The organism is Polaribacter vadi, assembly GCF_018861005.1.
Taxonomy (GTDB): domain Bacteria; phylum Bacteroidota; class Bacteroidia; order Flavobacteriales; family Flavobacteriaceae; genus Polaribacter; species Polaribacter vadi_A.
Genome location: NZ_JAHKQL010000034.1, coordinates 287,129 through 312,599 on the forward strand (window position 1 = coordinate 287,129; position 25,471 = coordinate 312,599).

The window sequence follows — 25,471 nt, forward strand, 5'->3', positions numbered from 1 at the left end:
ATAAATTATCCTTAGCCTAAAATTTTATAAATAGGATTGTATTTTTATATATAAAAATTTTAATACCAGCGCTTTTTGTTCTTTTTAGAAGCCGTAGATTTTCTGCTTTTTTTGTGTTTGCTTACAGTATTTGGTTGCTTTTTGATGTGTTTTGGTTTGTTGATCGGATAAGGATGATCTTCAATTACCTTAATCGATTTTTCAATTAAATTTTCGATTGTTTTGATATAACTGTTTTCATCTGGCGAACAAAAAGAAAATGCAATTCCAGATTTTCCAGCTCTACCAGTTCTACCAATTCTATGTACATAAATTTCAGGTACATTAGGAATGTCAAAATTAATAATGGCATCTACATTTGTAATGTCAATTCCACGTGCAGCAACATCAGTAGCAATTAAAATAGAAGCTTTTTTAGTTTTAAAATCTTCTATTGCCTTGTTTCTAACTCCTTGAGTTTTATCTCCATGAATACTAGCAACATTGTAACCGTTTTTTATTAAAGTTTGCTCAAGTTTATCAACACCAAATTTGGTGCGTCTAAAAATGATTATTTTACCATTTATTGTATTTCTAAGCAAATGCAAACATAAATCTGTTTTGTTCTTTTTTGGTAAATAATATAATAATTGGCCAATGTTTTTTGCAGTAGTTTCTTCTGGATTAATTTCTACTTTAGTCGCATTTTTAAGAACAGATTGTGCTAATTCATCAATTTTATCAGGAATAGTTGCAGAAAATAAAAGCGTTTGTTTTTTTCTAGGACAAAGTTTTTCAATCTTTTTTACATCATTAATAAAACCCATGTCTAACATTAAATCAGCTTCGTCTAAAACTAGAATTTCTAGCTGACTTAAATCGATATTACCTTGCATTTGTAAATCGATTAATCTACCAGGTGTTGCAACTAAAATATCTACACCTTTAGCTAAAATTTCTTTTTGCGGTTCTAAAGAAACTCCACCAAAAACAGCTGTAGATCTTAAATTAGAATATTTACTGTAAGATTTAAAGTTCTCTAAAATCTGAATTGCCAACTCACGAGTAGGAGTAACCACCAAAGATTTTATCTTTTTTTCGCCTTTTTCTGCGTCTTGTTTATCAAACAATAATTCGATAATAGGCAAGGCAAAAGCAGCTGTTTTTCCTGTTCCAGTTTGTGCAGAAACAATTACATTTTTTTTAGCCAAAACCAATGGAATGGTTTTTTCTTGAACTAAAGTTGGTTTGTGAAAGCGTTGTTCTGCAACTGCTTTTAAAATGGATTTATGTAAAGGTAATTCAGAAAACTGCATGTATTATTTTTTGGCAAAGTTAGTTTAAATAGAATTGTTAGTCTGTAGCAATACCAAAATAAACCCAAGTAACATTTTCGTTAAAAGGATTACGCATAGAATGATATTCGCCTTGCTCTATAGTAATACAATCTCCAGATGTTACAATTAGTTTTTTATCATTTACAATAAATTCGGCTTTGCCTGTTTGAATATAGAAAACTTCGTACATAGAATCGTGCTTGTGCGTTTCTACTTCTTGACCAGGAGTAAAAGTTGCAGAACCAAACATCATTAATTGTGGCACTTCATTTTTTTTGATAAAAACTTTTTTCTTTATAGCATCATCATGACTTGTACCAATTTCTGGTAATTGATTTGTATGGACTAATTTCATTAATGTTTATTTTATAATTCTAATTTACAAAAACTATTAATCTAATGGATTACATTTTGGAAATAATGGAACTATAAATATTCTATCATTCTTTTTTATCTTGTTGTTCTATGTAATGTTGATTACCAAAAATAGATTTATCCTCTTCATTTATTGAGTTAGAAAATCCAAGCATTAAGGCAGTTATAATTAAGATTGTTTTTCTTTTAATCCAAAGTAATAAGTGTTTGAACTTTTTTGAATAGTTGTTTGTTTTATACATTTATATAATGATAAATAGTGAAACTTAGTTTTTTATCATCGATTGCTTTTCAGCATTTGCTTAAAAAATGAGTTTTAAGCTATGTATAAATTTGATTTTAAATTACTAACAGTAATTTTCTGGAGTAAAAAAATATGTTGATTATTCTGATAAGCAATTTCTCGAAATAATTGCTTTTGAAGTTTTAAAATAAGTCTAATTTTATTTTGAAAAACATTTTTAAAATGAATGTTTTCTAAAATAAAACCAAGAAGATATTCGTTGGAATCGTTTTGCTTTAAAACTATGTGTTTAGTTTTTTTAAGACTAAGTTTTTTATTCTGAAATGATTTTGAATACTGATGATATTCTGAAGAATTACTATGAGAATAAGCAGGAGATTCTACAACTGATATTATCAGAATCAATAAAAAAACGAAAAATTGTTTCAGTTGCATATTGTAATTATTTATTAAAAAACAAACCTCTTTGAATCTTCAAAGAGGTTTGTGTATTTTTAGCTTTTACACTATTTAATCAACTCGTAAGAACGTTTAATAAAGTTGGTTAACTCTTCACCATGTAATAGGTTTTGAGATAATTTTGCTAAATCAAAAGCTTGCGAAATTAAGTGTTTTTGCTTGTCTTCATCTGCAGATAAAATTTCTGAAACTAATGGGTTGTTTGTATTTACAATTAAGTTATACATATCAGGAAAATTACCCATTCCCATCATTCCTCCACCTCCAGAAGCTTGCATTTCTTTCATTCTACGCATAAATTCTGGAACTGTAATTAAAAATGGAGAAGAATTAGAATCCATAGCTTCTAATTGAACTGTGTAGGTTTGTTTTGGTACAGCAGCTTCAATAATTGGCTTTAATTTGTCTTTTTCTTCATCAGATAATTTAGAAATTACAGCATCATCTTTTTTAATTAAATTATCAATAAAATCAGCATCTACTCTTGTAAATTTAACTTTAGCATCTCCACCTTCTAATTTTTGCATTAAATGCGAAATAATTGGCGAATCTAAAATTACAACTTCATATCCTTTTGCAGTAGCCTCTTGTATGTAACTGTGTTGAGCATCTTTATTAGAAGCGTATAAAATTACGTGATTACCTTCTTTATCAGTCTGTGAATCTTTTGTTTTTTCAATTAATTCATCAAAAGTAAAGTAAGTATCAGCAACTGTTGGGTATAAAGCAAATTTCTTTGCTTTATCAAAGAATTTATCTTCGGATAACATTCCGTATTCAATAATTACTTTGATGTCATTCCATTTTTGCTCAAAATCTGCTCTATCTTTTTTGAATAATGAAGATAATTTATCAGCAACCTTTTTAGTTATGTAACCAGAAATCTTTTTTACAGCACCATCAGCCTGTAAATAAGAACGAGAAACGTTTAAAGGAATGTCTGGAGAATCAATAACACCTTTTAGCATTTGTAAAAAGTCTGGTACAATTCCCTCAACATTATCTGTTACATATACTTGATTTTGATACAATTGTATTTTATCCTTTTGCATATCCATACTTTGGGTTAACTTAGGAAAGAATAAAATACCTGTTAAGTTAAAAGGATAATCTACATTTAAATGAATGTGGAATAATGACTCCTCAAATTGCATTGGATACAATTCTCTGTAGAAATTATCATAATCTTCCTTTTCTAAATCAGCAGGTTTCTTAGTCCAAGCTGGGTCTGTATTATTGATAATATCATCAACTTCAATTTGTCTGTGAGGTTCAGTAGTTTCTTTACCTTCAGCATCTTTAGTTGTTTGTGGTTCATGAGTTGGATCGTTTACTTTTTTAGTACCGAATTTAATTGGCACTTGGTTAAAACGATTGTACTTAGTTAACAAACCTTTAATTTTACCTTCTTCTAAAAATTCAGTAGAATCTTCTGCAATATGTAAAACAATTTCTGTACCTCTATCAGCTTTATCATTTTCTACTAAAGTATATTCAGGAGAACCATCACAAGTCCAGTGAGCAGCAGGTGCATCTTTAAAAGATTTTGTAAAGATTTCAACTTTATCAGCTACCATAAATGCTGAATAAAAACCTAAACCAAAGTGACCAATAACACCAGTTTCGTTTTTATCATCTTTATATTTATCTAAAAATTCTTCAGCACCAGAAAATGCAATTTGGTTGATGTATTTTTCAACTTCATCCATTGTCATACCTAAACCTTGATCTTTAATAGTTAAGGTTTTTGCTTCTTCATTAATACTAATTTCTATTTTAGCATCACCTAATTCAGTTTTAGCTTCGCCAATAGAAATTAAGTGTTTCAATTTTGTAGTTGCATCAGTTCCGTTAGAAATTAATTCTCGTAAAAAGATTTCGTGATCAGAATACAAGAATTTTTTAATCAGCGGAAAAATATTTTCTACTGATACATTAATGTTTCCTTTGCTCATAATTTATGTTTATTTTATATTATTTTCTGATGTACAAGTAGTCAAAAAAAATACCAAAGATTTATTTATGACAAGATGACAGCATAATTAAAAATTGGCATAAAAGACTTTTATATTGAATTTTTACTATTTTAGCTTATTCCAAAAAAATAAATAATAAAAAACATACCAATAAAATATGTATAATTCAAAAATCACTGGCTTAGGGTATTTTGTTCCAGAAAATGTTGTGACGAACAACGATTTAAAAGAATTTATGGATACTTCTGATGAATGGATTCAAGAAAGAACAGGTATCAAAGAACGTAGATGGATAGACCCAAAAACTGGTGAAGATACATCAACAATGGGTGTAAAAGCTGCTAAGATTGCTATAGAAAGAGCAGGTTTAACTAAGGATGATATTGATTTTATTGTGTTTGCTACATTGAGTCCAGACATGTATTTTCCTGGAGGTGGAGTTCGTGTACAAGATATGCTAGATATGCCAACAATTGGTGCTTTAGATGTTAGAAACCAATGTTCTGGTTTTATTTATTCTATGTCTGTAGCAGATCAATTTATAAAAACAGGAATGTATAAAAACATTTTGGTAATTGGTTCTGAAAATCATTCTGGAGGTTTAGAAAAATCTACAAGAGGTAGAAACGTTTCTGTAATTTTTGGAGATGGAGCTGGAGCTGCAGTACTATCTAGATGCGAAGAAGAAGGTAAAGGAATTTTATCATCACATTTACACTCAGAAGGTAAACACGCAAGAGAATTAATGTTAGAAGGCCCAAGTACTGGAAGATGGGTTCCAGAAATTATGGAAGCTAATGATCCTGATGATGTTTCTTATTTTCCTTATATGAATGGGCAGTTTGTATTTAAACATGCTGTAACTCGTTTCTCAGAAGCAATTGTAGAAGGTTTACAAGCAAATAATTTACAGAAAGAAGATATAGATATGTTAATTCCACATCAAGCCAATTTGAGAATTGCACAGTTTATACAAAAGAAGTTCAGGTTGGCAGATGATAATGTTTATAATAATATTATGAACTATGGTAATACTACAGCTGCATCTGTAATTATAGCATTAACTGAAGCTTGGGAAAAAGGTAAAATAAAAGATAATGATTTAGTTGTTTTAGCTGCTTTTGGTAGTGGTTTTACTTGGGGTTCTGTTATAATTCGTTGGTAATTTGTATACTTAATTATAAATAAAAAAAGGTTTTACATTTTGTAAAACCTTTTTTTATTGCATTAAAATTTAAAAATATAAAAGTTTAATTAACCCCCATACTTCCTTCAGTTTCGTTTTCTTCTCTGTATTTACGATCTCTTTCTCTGTTTTTACCTTTACCAAAATTGTAAGAAAAACCAAGATAAATTGAGTTATATTCTAAAGTAAATTGCCCAACTTGAGTAAAAGGATTTGTAGTTGTAAAATCTATTTTATAACCATCAAAAATATCTGTACCTCTAATTGTAATAGCCCCATTACCATTAAATACAGTATACCTTGCTGCAACATTTACCAAAAAGTAATCATCAATTTCTGATAAAATATTTTTACTGTTACCTCTGTAAGAAGCAGATAGCGTAAAACGTAACTTTTTAGTAGCTTTTAAGCTATTACTAACTCTAGCTGTAAATAAAGTATTGTTAGCTACTTCTAAGCTATTATTTATAAAACCTTGATTATCTTGAAAATATAGATTTGTACTTGGTCTTAATGTCCACCAGTTAAAAGGCCTAAAACGTGATGAGAATTCTATACCATAACTTTCTGCACTTTCATAATTTGTATAAGAAAGTATTTGTCTATCTAAATTTGTAGCATCAATATTAATAATTTTACCAATTACATTACTGGTTTTTCTATAAAATGTACCAAAACTTAAATAACCATTTTTAATTGTTTTTGTATAATTAAGCTCGAAAGAATTAGTGAACTGTGGTACTAAATTTCTATTACCAACAGAAATTGAAAGAGGTGAGTTCCACTCTTGAATAGGTGTAATTTGGTCTATGCCAGGTCTATCAACTCTTCTGCTATAACTTATTTGAAATTGATTTTTTTCTGATGGATTATAGGTTATAAATGCAGATGGATAAATTTTGAAAATTTTATCAGTAATCGGTTCTAAATTTAATTGTTGGGTGTTAGAAAATATTCCATTTAAACTAAATTGTTCCAAACGTAAACCTGTTTGAAAACTGATTTTATTGTATTCTTTTGAAACATTTATATAAGCTGAGTAAATATCTCTATCATAATTTAATTTAGAGTTACCCACAGGTATTGTTGATGAATTTTGTGTAGAATTTATTTCTTGATCTGTATTTATTGAGTTATAAGCTTTTAAAAATCTTGATTCTAAACCGATTTCTAAAAGGCCATTATTAATGGGTTTGGAGTAATCTAAATTGGCTAGAAAAATGGAGTTATTATCAGAAATAAAATTATTGTAATTATATTCTTTATTAGTTGTGTCTAAATTTTCTGAAATTGTATCTTCTTGAGGATCTGTACTTTTTGTGTAATTAACTTCGAATTCTATGTACTCATCATTTTCAGATAAATTTAATTTATAGTCTAAATTGTAGGTAATTTCTTTTGTTTTAAAGATGGATATATTTTCTGAATCAAAAATTAAATTATCATCTAAGGAACTTTTATTATCTACGTAAAAATCGGTATTTGTTAAACTTTGATTTGTGTAAAAGGATAAAGTGTTTTTATCATTTATGTAAAAATCAACACCAATTTTAGCAAAATGATTTGTAGAATTATCTAAAAAAATTAGGTCTTGATTTAAATTTTTATCCAATCTGTTAAAGAAAGAAAAGGTTTCGAATTTACCAAAATCGATACCATAGTTTCCATAAAAATTAAATTTATTTACTCTGTAATTAAAATCGAAAGAACCAGAAGGTCTTGTATTTATGCTGTGTTCTGCACCAAAATTTACAGTTCCATTAAAACCAATAACCTTATCCTTTTTAAGGATAATATTAATAATTCCACTCATTCCTTCAGGATTGTATTTTGCTGATGGATTAGTAATTAATTCTACTTTATTTACTGATGAAGAAGGGATTTGTTTTAAAATATCTGATGAAGACAAATTAGAGGGTTTGCCATCTATTAAAACCCGAACATTATTATTACCTCTTAAATTGATACTACCAGATTGATAATCTACATTTACTAAAGGAATGTTTTCTAGCATTTGCAAAGAATTAGAACCTGTAGAAGCTAAATCTTTACCTACATTAATAATTATTCGATCTATTTTTTTTTCGAAAGTAGAAGTTTCTGTTTCTATATTAACTTGTTCAAGTTGATTAATTTCTTCTTGTAAAGAAATATTTATAAACGTTAGGTTTGGTGAATCTTTAGATAGAAAAATTCTTTTTTTTAAAGTTTTATATCCTATAAATTGGATGTCTACAAAAATTGAATCTAAAGGTAAATTGGCTATTTTAAATCTCCCTTTACTGTCTGTAATTCCGCCAGAAATAATTTTAGAGGTTTTATCTTTACATACAATGTTTACATATTGTAAACTTTTTTTTGTTTTAAAATCGATAATATTACCAGAAATAATTCCATCATTTTTTTGGGGAGTACTTTGTGTTTGTGCATAAAATGAATGACAAATGATAACCACAATTAGTGTAAAAACCTTTTTCATATACTTTTTTTAACTTTTTAATAACCTAGCAATTAGAGTTTTTTAAAAAATTTGTTAAAAGTAGTTAAAATTTTCTTAAAAAAAAACCTCAAAATTTGTGATGCAAAAAATGAGGTTTAATTTCAAATAATTATAATTAGAGCTCTATTCTAAAAACCAGCTCCACCCTGTTTAATATTGTCATCTCTTTGTCTACGAGCTTTTGCTTTGTTTTTACCATTACCAAATCTGTAGTTAAAACCTAAGTATGTATTTCTGCTTTCCCACTGAAAACGACCATTTTGTATATAAGGATTTGTAGAATCAAAGGCAAATTTCATTCCTCTAAAAATATCATTTACTCTAAATGTAATATTTCCTTTTCCTTTAAATACAGAATAATTAGCACCTAAATTTATCATCCACATTGGTTTAACATCCCATTGAATGTCTTGGTTTGCGCCTCTGTACATAGAGAATAATTGTAAACGTAAATTTTTAGTAACTGTAAAACTATTGCTTAGTCTAGCATTAAAAACTTCATTTTGTACTTCTATAGTTGTGGCATTTGCATTGCTTAAATCTGTAACTCCAAATTGTTTTTGAGAATAAAAATCTAAACTAGCATTTGCTCTCCACCATTTTGCAATTTTATAATTTGTAGAAAATTCAAAACCAAAAGCATTTGTGTCATCAAAATTTGCGAAAGTTAAAATTTGTCTTATTTCATTAGCATCAGAAGGGTCTTTGTAAGTAACTCTGTTAATAACATCGTTTATATTTCTGTAAAAAGTACCAAAAGTTACAGAACCACCTTTTATTTGTCTTGTGTAATTTACCTCGAAAGAATTTGTAAATTGTGGTACTAATTCTGCATTACCTAAAGATGTTATTAAAGGCGTGCTCCATTCTCTTATTGGGTTTACTTGTTGTATACTTGGTCTATCTACTCTTCTGCTATAACTTAATTGAAATTGGTTTTTATCAGAAGGGTTATATGTAAAAAAGGCAGATGGATAAACTGTAAATATTTTATCTGTTACTTTTTCTGTAGCTTGGTTTTCTTGATTAAAAATACCTTCAATTTCGTAATTTTCTAGTCTAGCACCCAATTGCATACTAACTTTTCCAATTTTTTGGGCATAATTAACATATCCAGAAAAAATATCTCTATCATAACTAAAAGAAGAATTATCAAAATCTTGTTGCGTAGTTAAATTGGTATTATCTGTTTTATTTAGTCTGTATTCTAAACCTAATTCTAATTTACCATCTTTAGCAACTGGTTTTGTATAATCTAAATTAATAAGCGTATTTTTTCCTAGATTATTAATATCATTTATATAATCTGGCTGAGTATTTAAATCGAATTTATTTTCTAAAAAGTTAGGGTTATTATTTTCTGAATAAGTAGCTTCAAATTCTATATTATGTCCTTTTTTATCAAAATCGTGCTTATAATTTATGTTGTAAGTTTCGTTTTTACTATCCGAAAGTGATGAATTTGGTGAGTTTTCGTATAAAGTACCATCACTCAAAGTTATTTTTGCTCTACCCATGGCATTGCTATCAAACCAGTTTTGAGTAGTATAAAAAGACAATGTATTTTTATCATTTAAATAAACATCTGCACCAAATTTTAGTAAGTGAGATTCGTTTTCATTTACAAAAATAAAATCTTGATTATTAACTCCTGGTCTATTTACATAACCTTGGTTTAATTGGTCTCCACCATTAAAACCATAATTACCAAAGAAATTTACTTTACCAGTTTTATAATTCATATTTGTTGATGCGTTATAACGTACATAATGACCAGCTTCTACACCAGAATTTATAGAGCCGTTAAAACCCATATTTGCATTTTTGTTTAAGATGATATTAATAATACCACTCATACCTTCTGGGTTGTATTTTGCAGATGGATTTGTAATTAATTCCACACTTTTTATTGAAGTAGAAGGTATTTGTTTTAACAATTGCGCTGCAGAAATATTTGTTGGTTTACCATCTACTAAAACTCTTACATTTTCATTACCACGTAAACTAATGTTACCTGTTTGGCTGTCTACACTTACAGATTGTACATTGTTTAATAGTTCAGAAGCTGTTGCACCAGCAGAAGTTAAATCTTTACCAACGTTAATTACTTTTCTGTCTACCTTTTGTACAACTGTAGAGGTTTCTGCTCTTACAACTACTTCATCTAAAGAAGCATTGTCTTCGTTTAAAGTAATTGTGCCTAATTTAATTTCTTTAGTTTTATTGGTAATTAAAATTTCTTTAGAAAATGTTTTATAACCTATAAATTGTACTTCAATAATACTTTTTCCTTCTGGTATATCTTTAATTTTAAAAAGTCCATTTTCATTTGTAATTCCGCCAGTAATTATTTTTTTAGCCATATCACGAATTACAATATTTACATATGGTAAAGCTTGTTTTGTGTTGTTATCTATAACTTTACCCGAAATTATACCGGGTTTGGGTAGTGTGTTTTTTGCCATTTGTGCAGAAGTACTTGCAGCCATAAAAAGCAATAATATTAATGTTATTTTTTTCATTTGGGTTGATTTATATATTTTGGTTGATGTTTTTTAGACGAACAAAAGTTTATCTTTGTTACTAGATTTATCACCCTTTAACGAATTCTTAACAGTATGAAAAACGAAACTTTAGTTATAGGAGCATCAACAAACCCAAATAGATATTCGAATATTGCTATTAAAAGATTAAGAGGTAAAGATTTAAATGTAAGAGCCTTAGGTTTAAGAAAAGGTGAGGTTTTAGATGTAATTATTGACGATGAAAAACTACATTATAAAGATATTGATACTGTTACTTTATATTTAAACCCAAAAAGACAAGTAGATTATTATAACTATATTATTAGCTTAAAACCAAGAAGAGTAATTTTTAATCCTGGTACAGAAAATATGGAGTTTGTAAAGTTGTTAAAAGAAAATAATATAGAGTCTGAAATTGCTTGTACTTTAGTTTTATTGTCTACAAACCAATATTAAAAAACAAAAATGGATTGGTTTGTTTAAAGTGTAATAATATATTCTTTTTCAAAATATTGTAATATCTGATAAAACTTTTTTGTTTAACAGTTAAAACCAATCCATTTTGTACTAGTTAATTGCACTGCAAAAATAAAAATAGAAATTATTTATGGCAATACTCATAATGAGTATTTATATTAATTTTGGATTGTTTTTAAAGTAGTTGATTAACTCAAAAGTAGAATCTATATTAATTTTTTTTAAAATATTTCTTCTGTGAGTATTTACAGTATGAATGCTAATATTTAGTTTTTCCGCTATTGCTTCACTAGTGTTTTTTGTAATAATTAAACGTATTATGTCTCGTTCTCTATTACTAATAACATCTAACAATTTTGTGCTAGAAATATTCTGATAATATAAAGTTTCATATTCGTTCTTATGATTTAAATATTTTGCAGTAGCACAAATATCCATTTGATTATCAGAGTCTAATACAGTATAATGTGCCATACCAATTATTGGTTTATGAGCTTCATCAAACTGAAGTGGAGTTGTATTTTGAATTATATTTATGTAATTACCTTTTGCATTTTTTATTCTGTAGTTCCAAGTATAACTCATTCTTTTACGCTGTTCGTCATTTAACTCAGTCATTGTAAAAGTCATTAAATTTGTTAAACTTTTAATCCAAAGATTAACATCTTCAGGATGAAAAAGAGACCAGAAATAATCCATACCACCATTTATCATTTTTTCGTTAGACAAGCCAGTACAAGATGTAAAGTTTTTACTGATAAATTCAAAATTCTGAGTAACAGTATTGGTAATGCAATAAAAAGTAGAGTTGTAGGGATAAAAATAATCTAATTCAATTAATTTTTTTATGTGTTCTTCAATTTCTACTTTTGGGTAGGTATCAAAGATTTCATTGTAGATTGAATTTATCTTGATAGATTTCATTTTTTTAGATTATTTTAAAAACTTTTCCAGGCTCTGCTAATTTAGTGTTTTTAAAAATTTCTTGGGCTTCATCTTTAAATAAAGTAATGTCTTTGTATCTGCCAGAATAATGGCCAATAATAAGCTCATTTACAGAAGCTTCTTTTGCTATTAATGCAGCTTCTTGGGTTGTAGAGTGTTTTGTTTTTTTTGCTAAATCTGTTTTGTCTGCTAAAAATGTAGTTTCATGATATAATAAATCAGCATTTTTTATAATTGGAATAATATCTGGTTTATAAACAGTATCACTACAAAAAGCAAAACTTAGAGGTTTTTTAGGAGGCAATGTTAGTTCAGAATTAGGTATAGTTTCTCCTGTAGATAAAACAATATCTCTACCTGCTTTAATATTATTATAATCTGCTCTATCTATTTCTTCGTAATGATTTATGTTATCTATATGTAATTTTTTTGGCTTTTCTTTTTCTGTAAAAAGATAGCCATTTGTATAAACACGATGTTTTAAAGGTATTGTTCTTACAGAAACTTTATCATCTTCAAAAATAAGTTCACTTTTTTTAGATGTTAGTTCGTGAAAAATAATTGGATATTTTGCATGAGATTGTGAAATTTTTAACTGCAAAAGAGTTACTTCTTTAATCCCTTTGGGTCCAAAAATATGCAATTCTTTTTCTCTGCTTAAAATACCATAAGTAGATAATAAACCTACTAAACCATAAAAATGATCTCCATGTAAATGAGATATAAAGATGTGGTTAATTTTAGTAAAACCAACTTTATATTTGCGCATTTGACGCTGAGTACCCTCGCCACAATCTATTAAAAAATGTCTGTTATTAATCTCTAAATATTGAGCAGTAGGAAAAGCATTAGCTCTGGGAGTTGCAGAATGACACCCTAAAATAGTAAGGTTTATACTCATTGAATAACAAAACGTTTAGATGTAATCTGTTTTTTATCTTGCAGTGTATAAATGTAAATACCTTTAGATAAGTTGCCTTTGTAAAAAGGAACTGAATTTCTTCCTTTTATTGTATTTAATTTTTTAGAGTACACCGTTTTTCCTAAAACATTTTTAACTGTAAAAGTAGCTTGCGAACTGTAAGAGGAATTAAATATAATTTTTGTTGAGTTTGTAAACGGATTTGGAACTGCTGATAGTTTATTAATTGTTTTTTCTTGCGAAAATGCAAGGCAAGAAATACATAAAAATAACGTAAAAAGTAATTTTTTCTTCATAAGTAGGGGGAATTAAAAACCTAATTCTCTTTCCATAGCTTCCATTTCTAAAATGTCTACTGCTTCAATTAAAGTAGGTGCAATATTAAAATTATCTCGAAAATCATCAATATTTATGTTACTTTTTACAATAACAAAAGATGTTTTATTTTCCTTTTTTTGTTCTATTATATCCAAAAATAGTGAAAATTCTTCGTTTTTAACGTAAAGATTGTTAGAAATTTGTAATATTAAATGGTCATTTTTGTATGAAGATACTTTTTCTGAAAAAGATTCAAAGAAGCTAGAAAACGAATTTTCATCCGAAGAAATAAGTGTGTATTTTTCTTTTTTTTCTATTTTCATATTCTAATATTTTAAGGTTCAACTTTATCTTTTAATCTGTTGAGCCAATAAATAAATAACTGCCATTCTTACTGCAACACCATTTTCTACTTGGTTTAATATTATAGATTGATCAGAATCTGCAACATCACTAGTAATTTCTACACCTCTGTTTATTGGTCCTGGATGCATTATTACAATTTTCTTGCCAAGATTGTCTAAAATCTGATTATTTATGCCAAATAATTGAGTGTACTCTCTAGTTGATGGAAAATATTTAATATCCATTCTTTCATGTTGTACTCGTAAAACATTGGCAACATCACACCATTCTAAAGCTTTTTTAAGATTGGTTTCTACTTCTACACCTAAACTAGAAATGTATTTAGGTATTAAGGTTGTAGGGCCACAAACTTTAACTTGAGCTCCTTGTAATTGTAGTGCAAATATGTTAGATAAAGCAACTCTAGAGTGTAAAATGTCTCCCACTATTACAATTTTTTTACCTTTTACAGAACCTAATTTTTCTCTAATAGAGTAAGAATCTAATAAAGCTTGTGTTGGGTGTTCATGAGTTCCATCTCCTGCATTTATAATTTTAGCATCTACATGTTTTGATAAAAAAACACCTGCTCCAACATTTCCATGACGCATAACAACAATATCTACCTTCATAGATAAAATGTTGTTTACTGTATCTATTAAAGTTTCTCCTTTTTTAACTGAAGATTGCCCAGCAGAAAAATTAATAACATCTGCAGAAAGTCTTTTTTCTGCTAATTCAAAAGAAAGTTTTGTTCTTGTACTATTTTCGAAAAATAAATTGGCAATAGTAATGTCTCTTAAAGAAGGTACTTTTTTAATAGGTCTGTTAATTACTTCTTTAAAATGATCTGCAGTTTTAAATATTAAATCAATATCATTTGGGTTTAGGTATTTTATACCTAATAAATGTTCTACACTTAATTTATCCATATTATGCTTGCTCAATATAAACTGCGTCTTTTTTATTGTTTTCGTTCCAAGAAACCAATACCTTTTCTTCATTTATAGCATCTACTTGCCTGCCTCTATAATTTGGTTGAATAGGTAAATGTCTGCTAAATCTTCTATCAATTAAAACCAGTAGTTCAATGTTTTTTGGTCTACCATAAGATTGTAAAGCAGTTAAAGCTGCTCTAACACTTCTACCAGAATACAAAACATCATCTATAATTACTACTTTTTTATCTTCTATTAAAAAGTTAATTTTGGTTGATGTTGCAGCTAAAGGTTCATCCCTTCTTCTAAAATCGTCTCTATAAAAAGTAATGTCTAAAAGCCCTAATTGTAAGTCTTTAATTTTATATTCAGTTTTTAATAAATTGGCTAATCTATTGGCTAAATAAGAACCTCTTGGTTGTAAACCAATTAAAACTGTATTAGAAAAATCGTTATGGTTTTCAATTAATTGGCAAGCCAATCTATGAAGTATGATTTCAATATCTTTTGAGTTAAGTAAGGTTTTTTTGCTCATAAGAAAGCTATCAAATTTAAGTTGATAGTTATTGAAAATCAAAATTAATGTAAATAAATGTATGTGCAAAAATTTATAGAAACTAATTGTAAATTAAGATTTGTTAATTAAATTGTTGAAAACAAAAACTATTTTATAAAAAGTGCTTACAGAGTTGTATTATTTTTAATGTGTATAATTCAAATACGATAGCAATGTCTTTAACAAAATTTGAATCCATGCTTAAAACCAATGCAATTTATTTCTTTGATTTGGTTGAGTTTGAGGAAATTATAATCCATTATTTAGATGCAGGTAAGCATAAATTGGCTAAAAAAGCGGTTCAGTTAGGTTTAGAACAACACCCTGAATCTATTGATTTAAAATTTTTAAGAGTTGAATTGTATATTTTTGAAAATGAATTAGATAAAGCATCTTCTTTGTTAAAAAAAATTGAATTAATAGAGCCTAATAACGACGAGCTTTTTATACAAAAGGCAACTATAAAATCTAAATTAGGTAATCATAAAGATGCTATCATCAACCTAGAAAAAGCACTCACTTTTACAGAAGATAAAGTTGATGTTTGGTCTTTAATGGGTATGGAGTATTTGTATTTAGACGATTTTGAAAATGCACGTTTAAGCTTTACAAAATGTATAGATGTAGATTATGAAGATTATTCTGCGCTTTATAATATTGTGTATTGTTTTGATATGGAAAAAGAGCATGAACAAGCCATAAAATATTTAAATAATTATATTGATATAAATCCATATTGTGAAGTTGCTTGGCATCAATTAGGAAGGCAATATTTTATGTTAGATAATTTTAAAGAAGCATTAACTGCTTTTGATTATGCTGTAATAATTGATGAACATTTTATTGGTGGTTATTTAGAAAAAGCCAAAACTTTAGAAGAATTAAAAGACTATGAAAAAGCAATAGAAAATTATTTAATTACTTTAGAATTAGATGATCCAACAGCATTTGCATATGTTAGAATAGGTGAATGTTACGAGAAATTAAATAAATACGAAGAGGCAGTTTCTTTTTATAAAAAAGCAGTGCATGAAGATCCGTTATTAGATAGAGCTTGGGTTTTATTAACCAACTTGTTTTTTAATCAAGAAAATTATGAAAAAGCATCTTATTATATTTCTAAAGCCATAAAAATTGATGAAAATAATTCTGTGTATTGGAGGAGATATTCTGAAATTAAAATAAAACTAAATTTTTATGAAGAAGCTGTTACAGGTTATGAAAACTGTTTAGAATTAAATGATAATGCTTTAGTAATATACATAGCTTTAAGTGATGTTTTATCATTTTTAGGTGAATTTGATAAAGCTGTAAATTTACTTATTAAAGCTCAAAAGACTTACAAAGATTTTGCAGAAGTAGAATATAGGTTAGCAGGTTTATTTTTTATTTTAGATAAAGAGAAATACGGCTTTAATCATTTAATTTCTGCTATGAAAGTAGATTATGAATATCATTCAATTTTAAACGAACTATTTCCAACAGTTTATGATGATAAAAAAGTGCAAAAATTGTTAACCAATTATAAAAAGGCTTTAGAATAATTTTTTTTAATACTATACAATCTACTAAAAAAAGTATCCAATAATCTGTGAAAATTTATAATTCAGTTTCAGAAATTATTTGTAATAATTGTTATTTTTTCTTCGGATACCAATTTAATTGAATAACCTCGATATTTTTATTCTTTTCATTTACTATTTTTTTAAACTTTACAACATCACTTAAACCATCTGTACCTCTATAATGATAAGGGTAAACTTTGGTTGGTTTAAAAGCTAAAACAGCATCTGCAGCACTTTCAACATTCATAGTATAAGGTAAATTCATACAAACAAAGGCCTTGTTTATATTCTTTAAATTTCTCATTTCTGGTATATCTTCAGTATCACCAGAAAAATAAATACGTTCATCTGCAATAGTTAAAACATATCCATTTCCTCTTCCTTTACTATGGAATTTTAAAGCTTCTTTTCTTAAATTATACATTGGTATTGCTTCTACTTTAAAGTTGTCGAAGTTTTTTGTTTCACCATTATTAATGGTAATAACTTCTTTAACTTTTAATTCTGATATTTTTTGAGCTACAGCTTCTGGAGCTATAATTGTTGTAGAAGTTAAGTCTAAAGAATTTAAAGTTTTTAAATTTAAATGATCTCCATGAATGTCTGTAATTAGTAGATAATCTGCTTTTTTAAAATTAGAAAATGCATCAGTAGTACCTGTTGGATCTAAATAAATAGTAGTTTTATCAAATTCAATAACAGCAGTTGCATGACTTACAGGTGTTATCTTTGTTTCAGAAACTATAATCTCTTCTTTTTTAGATTCTGTAATTTTTTTGTTTTGCTCACCTTTACAAGATAAAAGCGTTAAAAATAGAATTGTAAGCGTAAAAAAGTGTTTTCTCATCATAAAAAAATAAAGGTTCTTTCAAATATAAGAATAATCAAAAAAGTTGTGGTAAAGATTTCTTTAAAATCTATTATCTTCGTTTTTTAAAATCCTAACTGAAAATGAATAGAACTATTAAAGATTACATTATAATTAGTTTAAAAGGAATGGCAATGGGTGCTGCAGATGTTGTGCCTGGTGTATCTGGAGGTACAATAGCTTTTATTTCTGGAATTTACGAAGAATTACTGGGTTCTATTAGTAATGTTAATTTAGGCTTATTTAAAACTTTAAAGAAAGAAGGTTTTAAAGAAGCTTGGAAACAATTAAATGGTAATTTTTTATTAGCACTCTTTATTGGAATTTTTATTAGTATAATATCTTTAGCAAAAGCCATAAAATTTTTATTAGAAAACGAACCAATTTTATTGTGGTCTTTTTTTTTCGGTTTGGTTTTGGCAAGTATTATTTACATTGCCAAACAAATTTCTAAATGGAATTTTGTTTCTGTAATAGCATTAATTTCAGGAGCATTTTTGGCTTATTATATAACTACCTTAAACCCTATGGTTTCTGAGAGTTCATCATCTTTATACATTTTGTTTGCTGGTGCTATTGCTATTTGTGCTATGATTTTGCCAGGTATTTCTGGTTCTTTTATTTTAGTTCTTTTAGGTGCGTATAAACCAGTTTTAGATGCTGTGAATGATAGAGATTTTAAAACAATACTTGTTTTTATGGTAGGTGCTATAGTAGGTTTATTATCTTTTTCTAAAGTATTAAAATGGTTATTTGCCAATTATAAAAACTACACTTTGGCAGCCTTAACTGGTTTTATTATTGGTTCTTTAAATAAAATTTGGCCTTGGAAAGAAACTTTAACTTGGCGTACAAATTCACATGGAATTAAAGTTCCATTTAATCAACAAAGTATTTCTCCTTTTTCTTTTGATGGTGATGCTCAATTATTACCTGCAGTTATTTTAGCTATTTTTGGTTTTGCTTTAATTTTAATTATGGAAAAACTAGCGGTTAAAAAGCATTAAATGCAAAAAGAAAGAACATTTAAACAAAAGCTTAACTTGTTTTTAAAGGGGTTAGCAATGGGTGCAGCCAATAAAGTGCCTGGTGTTTCTGGAGGTACAGTTTCTTTTGTTTTAGGTTATTATGAAGAGTTAATATATTCTTTTCAAAGAATAAATTTAACGTCTTTTAAATTGTTAATTAGTGGTAAATTCAAAAGTTTTTATCAATATATAAATGCTCAGTTTCTATTACTAATAATGGGAGGTAGTATTTTTAGCTATTTTAGTGTTTCTTTAATTTTAGATTACTTTTTACAACGTTACGAATTGTATGTCTGGAGCTGGTTTTTTGGAATGATAATAGGCTCAATTTTTTATATTGGCAAAGGATTTGGAGATTGGAGTAAAAAGAATTTTGTTTATATAATATTTGGAGTAACATTAGGTTTAGCCATCAGTTTTTTAACCCCTGCAAAAGAAAACAACAATCTTTGGTTTGTTTTTATTTGTGGTATTATAGGTGTTTCTGGCATGACACTTCCTGGGCTTTCAGGCTCATTTATCTTAATTTTAATGGGTAATTATGTGTTACTTTTAGTAGATTCTGTAAATGTTTTATTAAATGTTATAACTAATGTTTTAACAGGTAATTTTCAAGTATTTTCAGATCCTGTTAAAATAAAGTATTTAAAAATTATAGCCGTTTTTACAGGTGGTTCTGCATTTGGTTTGGTATCTATTTCTCATGTTTTAGGTTATGTTTTAAAACGATGGAACAAAATGGTAAATGCAATAATTATTGGGTTTATTACTGGTTCTTTAGGTATTGTTTGGCCTTGGAAAGTAACAATTTATGCAAAAGAAGATGGTGTTTTTTTATTAGATAAAGAGGGGCACAAAATAATAGAAAATTATGAACGTTTTTTACCAGAAGGTTTAAGCTTAGAAACAGTTTTAGCTGTATTTTTTATTTTTGTAGGTATAGGATTAATTTTAGCAATAGATTATTATGAAAGAAGAAGAAAAAATAGATAAATTATTTGGGTTGTTAGGTAAAAATATATCTTACTCATTTTCTAGAGGATATTTTACAGAGAAATTTAAAGAATTAGATTTAAAAGCTAATAAATATGTAAACTTCGATTTACAAGATATAACAAAATTCCCATCTATTATTGATGAAAATAATAATTTAAAAGGTATAAATGTAACCATACCTTACAAAGAAGATGTAATTCCGTTTTTAAGTAAATTAGATAAAACAGCAGAAGAAATTGGTGCTGTAAACACTATAAAATTTACAAAAAGAGGCGATTTAAAAGGTTATAATTCTGATGTTGTTGGTTTTGAGAACTCCATTTTACCACTTTTAAAAAAGGGACATAAAAGAGCCTTAATTTTGGGTACAGGTGGTGCATCAAAAGCCATTGCTTACGCTTTTAAAAGAAATGATATTAAATTTAAATTTGTATCTAGAAAACCAATGGGTAAAAAGCAAATTTCTTACGATGATTTAACCCAAGAAGTTATTGAAAAATATACAATAATTGTTAATTCTACGCCTGTTGGTACATCACCAGATATAGATAAATGCCCAAACATTCCTTATCAATTTATAACAAAAGAGCATATACTTTACGATTTAATATACAACCCTGCAGTGAGTACTTTTTTATCAAAAGGAAAAGAAAATGGAGCAACTATTAAAAATGGACTAGAAATGTTAAAGCTTCAAGCAGAAGAATCTTGGAGAATTTGGAACGAATAATAATTTTAAATTATACTTATCAATATAACTTGCAATTAAAGTAAGTTGTCAGTACTTTTGATAATAATATAACAGTATTGTTATACTGATCTTTAAACATTGTAGATATGTTAGAAAATAATGATGAAAACGTTGAAAAAAACGATTTAAAACCAGAAGAAGTTACTAAAACTGTAGAAAGCACTCAAGACAAAACTGAGGCTATTATTAGCGAGGTTGATACAGAAACTACAGAAGCTGTTAAATTAGTAGAAGATTCTGTTGCAGAAAGTGCGGAAAAAGAAGAGTCTAAAGAAGATGAAACGCCAGAAGTAGATTATTCTACCCAAACTTTAGAAGAGTTATCAGCTAGTCTAAAAACTGTTTTAAATAATAGCTCTGTTCAGAAAATTAAAAACCAAGTAGAAGCTATTAAAAGTGCTTTTAACCAGAAATTTGGTGCTTTACTTGCAGAAAAAAAAGCAACTTTTTTAGCAGAAGGTGGTAATTCAATAGATTTTCAATTTTCTAGCCCTGTAAAATCTGAATACAACAGCTTACTATCTGAATATAAGAATAAGAGAGATGCGTATTATAAAAATTTAGATAAAGAGTTAAATTTAAATTTAGAAAAACGTGTAGAAGCTATTGAAAGTTTAAAAAGTTTAATTGAAGAAGCAGATGCTTCTACAATGTATAAAAACTTTAAAGAAATTCAAGAAACTTGGCAAACTATTGGCCCTGTACCAAAATCACACTACAATGATACATGGAAAATTTACCATCATCATGTAGAACGTTTTTATGATTTATTGCATTTAAATAATGATCTAAGAGATTTAGATTTTAGACATAATTTAGAAGAAAAATTAAAAATTATAAAGCAAGCAGAAGCATTAGCAGATGAAAAAGATATAAATTATGCTTCTAAAGAACTGCAAGATTTACACAAAAAATGGAAAGAAGATGTAGGGCCAGTTGCTAAAGAAATGCGAGAAGAAGTTTGGCATAAATTTAGTGCTGCAACTAAAAAAATACACGATAGAAGACACGATTATTTTAGAGAAATGCGCTCTAAACATCAAGAGATTATCGAAAAAAAATTAGAAGTTATTGCTTTAATAGAAGCTTATGATACTTCTAATAATAAAACACATAACGATTGGCAAAAAAGTATTACTGAGTTCGAAAAAATAAGACAACAGTATTTTACTGTAGGTAAATTACCTTACAATAAAAGTGAAGATGTTTGGCAAAAATTTAAAGCAGCTACTAAAAAATTTAATAGTGCTAAAAATGTATTTTACAAGCAAGAAAAAAACGAACAGCAAGAAAATTTAAAGAAAAAGATAGCTTTAATAGAACTTGCAGAATCTTTAAAAGATAGCGATGATTGGGAAATGGCTACAAATGCCATGAAAAAAGTACAATCTGATTGGAAAAAAATAGGTCACGTACCTCGTAAATTTTCTGATGATATCTGGAAACGCTTTAAAGCTGCATGTAATCATTATTTTGATAGGTTTCATGAAGAAAAAAATGCTGCAAGTAAAGAAGATCAAGCTACTGTTGTTGCTAAAAAAGAATTTTTAGATACTTTAAAAGAAACTGAAGAGGTTACTAAAGAATCTGTTTTAGAGGTAATTACAACTTGGAGAAGTTTAGGAAGATTGCCAAGAAATGCACGTCATTTAGAAGGTAAATTTAATAAGCAAATAGATAAATTATTAGCTAGTTTATCTTTGGATAAATCAGAAGTAGAAATGCTTAAGTTTACTACTTTAGTTGATGGTTATTTGGCAGAAGAAGATTTTAGAAAGTTAGATTCTGAGCAATTATTTGTTAGAAAAAAGATTGATGAGTCTGTTAGAGAAATTCAGCAATTAGAAAACAATTTAGGCTTTTTCTCTAATGCAAAAGCAGATAATCCTTTAGTTATTAATGTTAGAAATCAAATTGATGGTTTTAAAGAACAACAAGCTATCTGGAAACAGAAATTAAGTTATCTAAAAAAGTTAGATTATTAATACATATTATTCTGATAAATAAAAAACTCGAAGCTTTGCTTCGAGTTTTTTTATACTTTTTATTTTAAAAAAGAATTAAGCGAATAACTTATCCATTTTTTCTTTTTCTTCTTCTGCTAAAGCTGCATCAACTAAAATACGACCACTGTGCTCATCTATAGTAATTTTCTTTCTATTAGCAATCTCTAATTGTATTTGTGGTGGAATTGTAAAATAAGAACCTCCAGAAGCTCCACGTTCTATGGCAACAACAGCTAAACCATTTTTTACTTTGGTTCTAATTCTGTTATAAGCTGCATATAAATGGCTATCTAAAGATTCACCAAATTCTTGAGACTTTTTAATTAAAAGCTCTTCTTCTTTTTGAGTTTCTTGTAAAATAGCATCTAATTCAGATTTTTTATGACCTAAATGTTTCTCTTGTCTCTCTAATTTTTCTTTGGTAGCATCAATTACTTCGTTTTTCTGAGCAATTTTAGCTTTATATTCATTAATTCTTTTTTCAGCTAATTGAATCTCTAAATCTTGATATTCAATTTCTTTAGATAAAGAATCAAACTCTCTATTATTACGTACTTTTTTCTGTTGTTCGTCGTACTTTTTCATTAATGATTTAGATTCATCAATAGCTAACTTTTTGTTATTTATATCTGTTTCTAAACTAGTAACGTCTTTGTTTAAGTTCGCAATACGAGTATTTAACCCAGCAACTTCATCTTCTAAATCTTCAACCTCTAAAGGTAATTCACCTCTAACATTTCTAATTTCGTCAATTCTAGAGTCTATTAATTGTAAGTCATATAAAGCTCTTAATTTTGCTTCAACCGAAATTTCTTTCTTCTTTGCCATGTTTATATATAATATATAGGATTTGTACTTTTTTCTGATAAAATGATTGCAAAATTACTAAATTTTTTCGTAAGATAGTCAACCAAAAGGTTTTTTGTAAACTGTTCGCTTTCATAATGCCCAATATCTGCTAAAAGAATACAATTTTCTGCTTTAAAAAACTCGTGATATTTAAAATCGGCACTTACGTAAGCGTCAGCTCCAGCTTTTTTTGCATCAGAAATTGCAAAACTTCCAGAGCCACCTAAAACCGCTACTTTTTTTATTTTTTTGTTGATAAAAGCAGAATGCCTAACACAATCTGTTTTCATAGTAGATTTAAGATATTTTAGGAAGTTTTTTTCATCCATTTCAGTGTTTAGTTCTCCAATCATTCCCATTCCAATATTTTGATGTACATTTTCTGTGGTTATAATTTCATAAGCAACTTCTTCATAAGGATGATTTTCTTGCAAAGCTTTTAAAATAGATTTTTCATTTTTACTTTCAAAAATTACAGATATTTTGGTTTCAGGTTCTGTATGTAATTTTCCTTTTTCACCTAAAACAGGATTAGAATTTTCATTTCCTCTAAAAGTTCCATCACCAGAAACGTTAAAAGAACAATTGTCATAATTACCAATATTTCCAGCACCAGCATCAAAAAGAAGAGTTCTTAAATCGTTAGCGTTTTTATTGGGTACATAAGTAGTTAATTTTTTAATAATACCTTTTTTAGGAATTAAAATCTTGGTGTTTGTTAAGCCTAAAACTTCGCACATTTTTGCAGAAACACCGTTTTTAGAATTGTCTAAAGCTGTGTGAGTTGCATAAATAGCAATATTATTTTGTATGGCTTTTAAAACAACACGTTCTACATAAGAATTACCATTCAGTTTTTTTAATCCGCTAAAAATTATAGGATGAAAGCTAACAATTAAATTGCAATTTTTTGCAATAGCTTCATCTACTGTTTCTTCTAAAGTATCTAACGCAACAAGTACTCCTGTAACTTTTGTGCTGTAATTACCAATTAATAAACCAACATTATCAAAACTTTCTGCATAGTTTAAAGGCGCAAGATTTTCGATGTAATTTGTGATGTCTTTTATTATCATAAAACAAAATTAATTCTAAATTCAAAGTTACTATTTTCAATTCATCAATCCATAAAAATGACTTATTTTCGTATTAATGAAATTTCTTAGATTTTTATTATTTCCATTTGCAATTATTTATGATGCTGTAACAACTATCAGAAATTTATTTTTTGATGTTGGTATTTTTAAACAAACATCTTTTAAAACTCCTATTATAGTAGTTGGTAATTTAAGTGTTGGAGGTACAGGTAAAACACCTCAAATTGAATATTTAATAAGACTATTAAAAGGTACTTTTAAAGTATCTGTTTTAAGTAGAGGTTACAAACGTAAAACTAATGGTTATGTTTTGTTAAATGATAATCATACTGCTTTAGATGTTGGTGATGAGCCTTTGCAATACTATAAAAAGTTTACAGATATTGATGTTGCAGTTGTTGCAAATAGGGTAGAAGGAGCTCAAAATTTGGTTCAACAAAAATCGCCAGCAGTTATTTTGTTAGATGATGCTTATCAGCATAGAAAGATAAAAGGAAGTTTTTATATTTTACTAACTAAATTTAATGATTTATTTACAGATGATTTTTTGTTACCTACAGGAAATTTGAGAGAAAGTAGGAGTGGAGCAGAAAGAGCAGATGTAATTATTGTAACGAAATGCCCTAAAAATTTAAATTTTACTGAACAAGAATCAATTAAAAAGAAGTTAAACAAATATCATAAAGAAGTGTTCTTTACTACAATTTCATATGGTGAAATAAAATCGAAACAAAGTTTAATTTCTGTTGATGATTTAAAAAATCATCAAGTTTTATTGATAACTGGTATTGCTAATCCAAATCCGCTTTTAAATTATTTAGATGATAATAAGATTAATTATAATCATTTAAAATATGCAGATCATCATCATTTTTCATCCGAAGAAATTAGAGAAATAAATATTAAGTTTGATGCATTAACATCTAACAAAAAAATAATTTTGACCACCGAAAAAGATTATATTCGATTATCAGAAGAATTGAAAAACCTATATTATATTGAAATTGAAACTCGTTTTTTAGGCAATCAAAAAGAAGGTTTTAATCAAAAAATAATTGACCATATACAATAAAACCGATGTTAAAAACATCGGTTTCTTTTTTTGAATTTTTGTTAGAAGTATTCTTAAAAAGATTACTCTACAATTATTTGACACTATTTTATTTAGTAAGTCACAGTTTATATTTTAATAATGGTATTATTTTTGATATTTTTGAAGAAACGAAATA

General features: G+C 27.5%; 23 protein-coding genes. 8 read left to right on the forward strand and 15 right to left on the reverse strand.

Features of this window, described 5'->3' with window-relative positions; translation table 11 throughout:
- Window positions 1-59 precede the first annotated feature (59 nt).
- The 4 genes from KO506_RS16225 to htpG form a co-directional block, all read right to left on the reverse strand.
- Window positions 60-1,295, reverse strand: coding sequence for a DEAD/DEAH box helicase (locus KO506_RS16225; protein WP_215995974.1), 1,236 nt, complete (start codon window positions 1,293-1,295; stop codon window positions 60-62).
- A 37-nt stretch (window positions 1,296-1,332) separates the two neighbouring features.
- Complete coding sequence (locus KO506_RS16230; RefSeq protein WP_215995975.1) at window positions 1,333-1,671, reverse strand: cupin domain-containing protein; 339 nt, start codon at window positions 1,669-1,671, stop codon at window positions 1,333-1,335.
- A gap of 336 nt (window positions 1,672-2,007) precedes the next feature.
- Window positions 2,008-2,370 carry a hypothetical protein gene (locus tag KO506_RS16235; protein WP_215995976.1) on the reverse strand — a complete coding sequence of 121 codons (363 nt, stop codon included), beginning with the start codon at window positions 2,368-2,370 and terminating at the stop codon, window positions 2,008-2,010.
- Window positions 2,371-2,441: 71 nt separating this feature from the next.
- On the reverse strand, window positions 2,442-4,349 hold the full coding sequence (gene htpG, locus KO506_RS16240) for a molecular chaperone HtpG (protein ID WP_215995977.1): 1,908 nt from the start codon (window positions 4,347-4,349) through the stop codon (window positions 2,442-2,444).
- A 178-nt stretch (window positions 4,350-4,527) separates the two neighbouring features.
- On the opposite strand from htpG, the gene KO506_RS16245 reads away from it, so the two are divergent.
- A complete protein-coding gene (locus KO506_RS16245) occupies window positions 4,528-5,535 on the forward strand; it encodes a 3-oxoacyl-ACP synthase III family protein (protein ID WP_215995978.1) in 1,008 nt (335 codons plus the stop codon).
- 85 nt (window positions 5,536-5,620) lie between these two features.
- Here KO506_RS16245 and KO506_RS16250 read toward each other — a convergent pair whose 3' ends face one another.
- Both KO506_RS16250 and KO506_RS16255 read right to left on the reverse strand, forming a co-directional pair.
- The gene (locus KO506_RS16250; RefSeq protein WP_215995979.1) at window positions 5,621-8,035 is read right to left on the reverse strand and encodes an outer membrane beta-barrel family protein; all 2,415 of its coding nucleotides are present in this window, start codon (window positions 8,033-8,035) and stop codon (window positions 5,621-5,623) included.
- A gap of 149 nt (window positions 8,036-8,184) precedes the next feature.
- On the reverse strand, window positions 8,185-10,578 hold the full coding sequence (locus KO506_RS16255; protein WP_215995980.1) for a TonB-dependent receptor domain-containing protein: 2,394 nt from the start codon (window positions 10,576-10,578) through the stop codon (window positions 8,185-8,187).
- Window positions 10,579-10,674: 96 nt separating this feature from the next.
- On the opposite strand from KO506_RS16255, the gene KO506_RS16260 reads away from it, so the two are divergent.
- A complete protein-coding gene (locus tag KO506_RS16260; RefSeq protein ID WP_215995981.1) occupies window positions 10,675-11,037 on the forward strand; it encodes a CoA-binding protein in 363 nt (120 codons plus the stop codon).
- A gap of 174 nt (window positions 11,038-11,211) precedes the next feature.
- On the opposite strand, the gene KO506_RS16265 is transcribed toward KO506_RS16260, so the two are convergent.
- From KO506_RS16265 to pyrR, 6 genes are read right to left on the reverse strand one after another with little or no spacing between them, the layout of a single operon-like run.
- A complete protein-coding gene (locus tag KO506_RS16265; RefSeq protein ID WP_215995982.1) occupies window positions 11,212-11,982 on the reverse strand; it encodes a response regulator transcription factor in 771 nt (256 codons plus the stop codon).
- 4 nt (window positions 11,983-11,986) lie between these two features.
- Window positions 11,987-12,904 (reverse strand): ribonuclease Z, encoded by a 918-nt coding sequence (locus KO506_RS16270; protein WP_215995983.1) that lies wholly within the window; start codon window positions 12,902-12,904, stop codon window positions 11,987-11,989.
- The gene (locus tag KO506_RS16275) at window positions 12,901-13,221 is read right to left on the reverse strand and encodes a T9SS type A sorting domain-containing protein (RefSeq protein WP_215995984.1); all 321 of its coding nucleotides are present in this window, start codon (window positions 13,219-13,221) and stop codon (window positions 12,901-12,903) included. The genes KO506_RS16270 and KO506_RS16275 overlap by 4 nt, the downstream gene beginning before the upstream one ends.
- A 12-nt stretch (window positions 13,222-13,233) precedes the next feature.
- Window positions 13,234-13,566 carry a hypothetical protein gene (locus KO506_RS16280; RefSeq protein WP_215995985.1) on the reverse strand — a complete coding sequence of 111 codons (333 nt, stop codon included), beginning with the start codon at window positions 13,564-13,566 and terminating at the stop codon, window positions 13,234-13,236.
- A 24-nt stretch (window positions 13,567-13,590) separates the two neighbouring features.
- Window positions 13,591-14,520, reverse strand: coding sequence for an aspartate carbamoyltransferase catalytic subunit (locus tag KO506_RS16285; RefSeq protein WP_215995986.1), 930 nt, complete (start codon window positions 14,518-14,520; stop codon window positions 13,591-13,593).
- 1 nt (window position 14,521) lies between these two features.
- Complete coding sequence (pyrR, locus tag KO506_RS16290) at window positions 14,522-15,061, reverse strand: bifunctional pyr operon transcriptional regulator/uracil phosphoribosyltransferase PyrR (RefSeq protein ID WP_215995987.1); 540 nt, start codon at window positions 15,059-15,061, stop codon at window positions 14,522-14,524.
- 194 nt (window positions 15,062-15,255) lie between these two features.
- Here pyrR and KO506_RS16295 point away from each other — a divergent pair, with 194 nt between their 5' ends.
- Window positions 15,256-16,626, forward strand: a complete 1,371-nt coding sequence (locus KO506_RS16295) for a tetratricopeptide repeat protein (RefSeq protein WP_215995988.1) — start codon at window positions 15,256-15,258, stop codon at window positions 16,624-16,626.
- Between the two features lie 91 nt (window positions 16,627-16,717).
- On the opposite strand, the gene KO506_RS16300 is transcribed toward KO506_RS16295, so the two are convergent.
- Entirely contained in the window at window positions 16,718-17,497 is a 780-nt protein-coding gene (locus KO506_RS16300; RefSeq protein ID WP_436836420.1) for an MBL fold metallo-hydrolase, read from the reverse strand.
- A gap of 101 nt (window positions 17,498-17,598) precedes the next feature.
- On the opposite strand from KO506_RS16300, the gene KO506_RS16305 reads away from it, so the two are divergent.
- The 4 genes from KO506_RS16305 to KO506_RS16320 all read left to right on the forward strand — a co-directional run bounded on the left by KO506_RS16305 (window position 17,599) and on the right by KO506_RS16320 (window position 22,275).
- Window positions 17,599-18,522, forward strand: coding sequence for a DUF368 domain-containing protein (locus tag KO506_RS16305; protein WP_215995989.1), 924 nt, complete (start codon window positions 17,599-17,601; stop codon window positions 18,520-18,522).
- The gene (locus tag KO506_RS16310) at window positions 18,523-19,536 is read left to right on the forward strand and encodes a DUF368 domain-containing protein (protein WP_215995990.1); all 1,014 of its coding nucleotides are present in this window, start codon (window positions 18,523-18,525) and stop codon (window positions 19,534-19,536) included.
- Window positions 19,511-20,269 carry a shikimate dehydrogenase family protein gene (locus KO506_RS16315; protein WP_215995991.1) on the forward strand — a complete coding sequence of 253 codons (759 nt, stop codon included), beginning with the start codon at window positions 19,511-19,513 and terminating at the stop codon, window positions 20,267-20,269. Before KO506_RS16310 ends, KO506_RS16315 begins: the two co-directional genes overlap by 26 nt.
- A 107-nt stretch (window positions 20,270-20,376) precedes the next feature.
- Window positions 20,377-22,275: a DUF349 domain-containing protein gene (locus KO506_RS16320; RefSeq protein ID WP_215995992.1), complete on the forward strand. Its 1,899-nt coding sequence runs from the start codon at window positions 20,377-20,379 to the stop codon at window positions 22,273-22,275.
- 75 nt (window positions 22,276-22,350) lie between these two features.
- Here the strand turns inward: KO506_RS16320 and KO506_RS16325 are convergent, their stop codons facing one another.
- Complete coding sequence (locus tag KO506_RS16325; RefSeq protein ID WP_215995993.1) at window positions 22,351-23,124, reverse strand: zinc ribbon domain-containing protein; 774 nt, start codon at window positions 23,122-23,124, stop codon at window positions 22,351-22,353.
- Between the two features lie 2 nt (window positions 23,125-23,126).
- A complete protein-coding gene (locus KO506_RS16330; protein ID WP_215995994.1) occupies window positions 23,127-24,221 on the reverse strand; it encodes a Nif3-like dinuclear metal center hexameric protein in 1,095 nt (364 codons plus the stop codon).
- A gap of 76 nt (window positions 24,222-24,297) precedes the next feature.
- Here KO506_RS16330 and lpxK point away from each other — a divergent pair, with 76 nt between their 5' ends.
- Entirely contained in the window at window positions 24,298-25,314 is a 1,017-nt protein-coding gene (lpxK, locus tag KO506_RS16335) for a tetraacyldisaccharide 4'-kinase (RefSeq protein WP_215995995.1), read from the forward strand.
- Window positions 25,315-25,471: the final 157 nt, after the last annotated feature.

Excerpts from the sequence above, each read along its gene's own strand:
- KO506_RS16300 (WP_436836420.1), bottom strand. The coding sequence starts at position 17,497 with ATGATGAGAAAACACTTTTTTACGCTTACAATTCTATTTTTAACGCTT.
- KO506_RS16310 (WP_215995990.1), top strand. The coding sequence starts at position 18,523 with ATGCAAAAAGAAAGAACATTTAAACAAAAGCTTAACTTGTTTTTAAAG.
- lpxK (WP_215995995.1), top strand. The coding sequence starts at position 24,298 with ATGAAATTTCTTAGATTTTTATTATTTCCATTTGCAATTATTTATGAT.
- KO506_RS16255 (WP_215995980.1), bottom strand. The coding sequence starts at position 10,578 with ATGAAAAAAATAACATTAATATTATTGCTTTTTATGGCTGCAAGTACT.
- KO506_RS16280 (WP_215995985.1), bottom strand. The coding sequence starts at position 13,566 with ATGAAAATAGAAAAAAAAGAAAAATACACACTTATTTCTTCGGATGAA.
- KO506_RS16230 (WP_215995975.1), bottom strand. The coding sequence starts at position 1,671 with ATGAAATTAGTCCATACAAATCAATTACCAGAAATTGGTACAAGTCAT.
- KO506_RS16260 (WP_215995981.1), top strand. The coding sequence starts at position 10,675 with ATGAAAAACGAAACTTTAGTTATAGGAGCATCAACAAACCCAAATAGA.
- pyrR (WP_215995987.1), bottom strand. The coding sequence starts at position 15,061 with ATGAGCAAAAAAACCTTACTTAACTCAAAAGATATTGAAATCATACTT.
- KO506_RS16265 (WP_215995982.1), bottom strand. The coding sequence starts at position 11,982 with ATGAAATCTATCAAGATAAATTCAATCTACAATGAAATCTTTGATACC.
- KO506_RS16320 (WP_215995992.1), top strand. The coding sequence starts at position 20,377 with ATGTTAGAAAATAATGATGAAAACGTTGAAAAAAACGATTTAAAACCA.
- KO506_RS16245 (WP_215995978.1), top strand. The coding sequence starts at position 4,528 with ATGTATAATTCAAAAATCACTGGCTTAGGGTATTTTGTTCCAGAAAAT.
- htpG (WP_215995977.1), bottom strand. The coding sequence starts at position 4,349 with ATGAGCAAAGGAAACATTAATGTATCAGTAGAAAATATTTTTCCGCTG.
- KO506_RS16305 (WP_215995989.1), top strand. The coding sequence starts at position 17,599 with ATGAATAGAACTATTAAAGATTACATTATAATTAGTTTAAAAGGAATG.
- KO506_RS16275 (WP_215995984.1), bottom strand. The coding sequence starts at position 13,221 with ATGAAGAAAAAATTACTTTTTACGTTATTTTTATGTATTTCTTGCCTT.
- KO506_RS16295 (WP_215995988.1), top strand. The coding sequence starts at position 15,256 with ATGTCTTTAACAAAATTTGAATCCATGCTTAAAACCAATGCAATTTAT.
- KO506_RS16325 (WP_215995993.1), bottom strand. The coding sequence starts at position 23,124 with ATGGCAAAGAAGAAAGAAATTTCGGTTGAAGCAAAATTAAGAGCTTTA.
- KO506_RS16235 (WP_215995976.1), bottom strand. The coding sequence starts at position 2,370 with ATGCAACTGAAACAATTTTTCGTTTTTTTATTGATTCTGATAATATCA.
- KO506_RS16330 (WP_215995994.1), bottom strand. The coding sequence starts at position 24,221 with ATGATAATAAAAGACATCACAAATTACATCGAAAATCTTGCGCCTTTA.
- KO506_RS16315 (WP_215995991.1), top strand. The coding sequence starts at position 19,511 with ATGAAAGAAGAAGAAAAAATAGATAAATTATTTGGGTTGTTAGGTAAA.
- KO506_RS16225 (WP_215995974.1), bottom strand. The coding sequence starts at position 1,295 with ATGCAGTTTTCTGAATTACCTTTACATAAATCCATTTTAAAAGCAGTT.
- KO506_RS16285 (WP_215995986.1), bottom strand. The coding sequence starts at position 14,520 with ATGGATAAATTAAGTGTAGAACATTTATTAGGTATAAAATACCTAAAC.
- KO506_RS16250 (WP_215995979.1), bottom strand. The coding sequence starts at position 8,035 with ATGAAAAAGGTTTTTACACTAATTGTGGTTATCATTTGTCATTCATTT.
- KO506_RS16270 (WP_215995983.1), bottom strand. The coding sequence starts at position 12,904 with ATGAGTATAAACCTTACTATTTTAGGGTGTCATTCTGCAACTCCCAGA.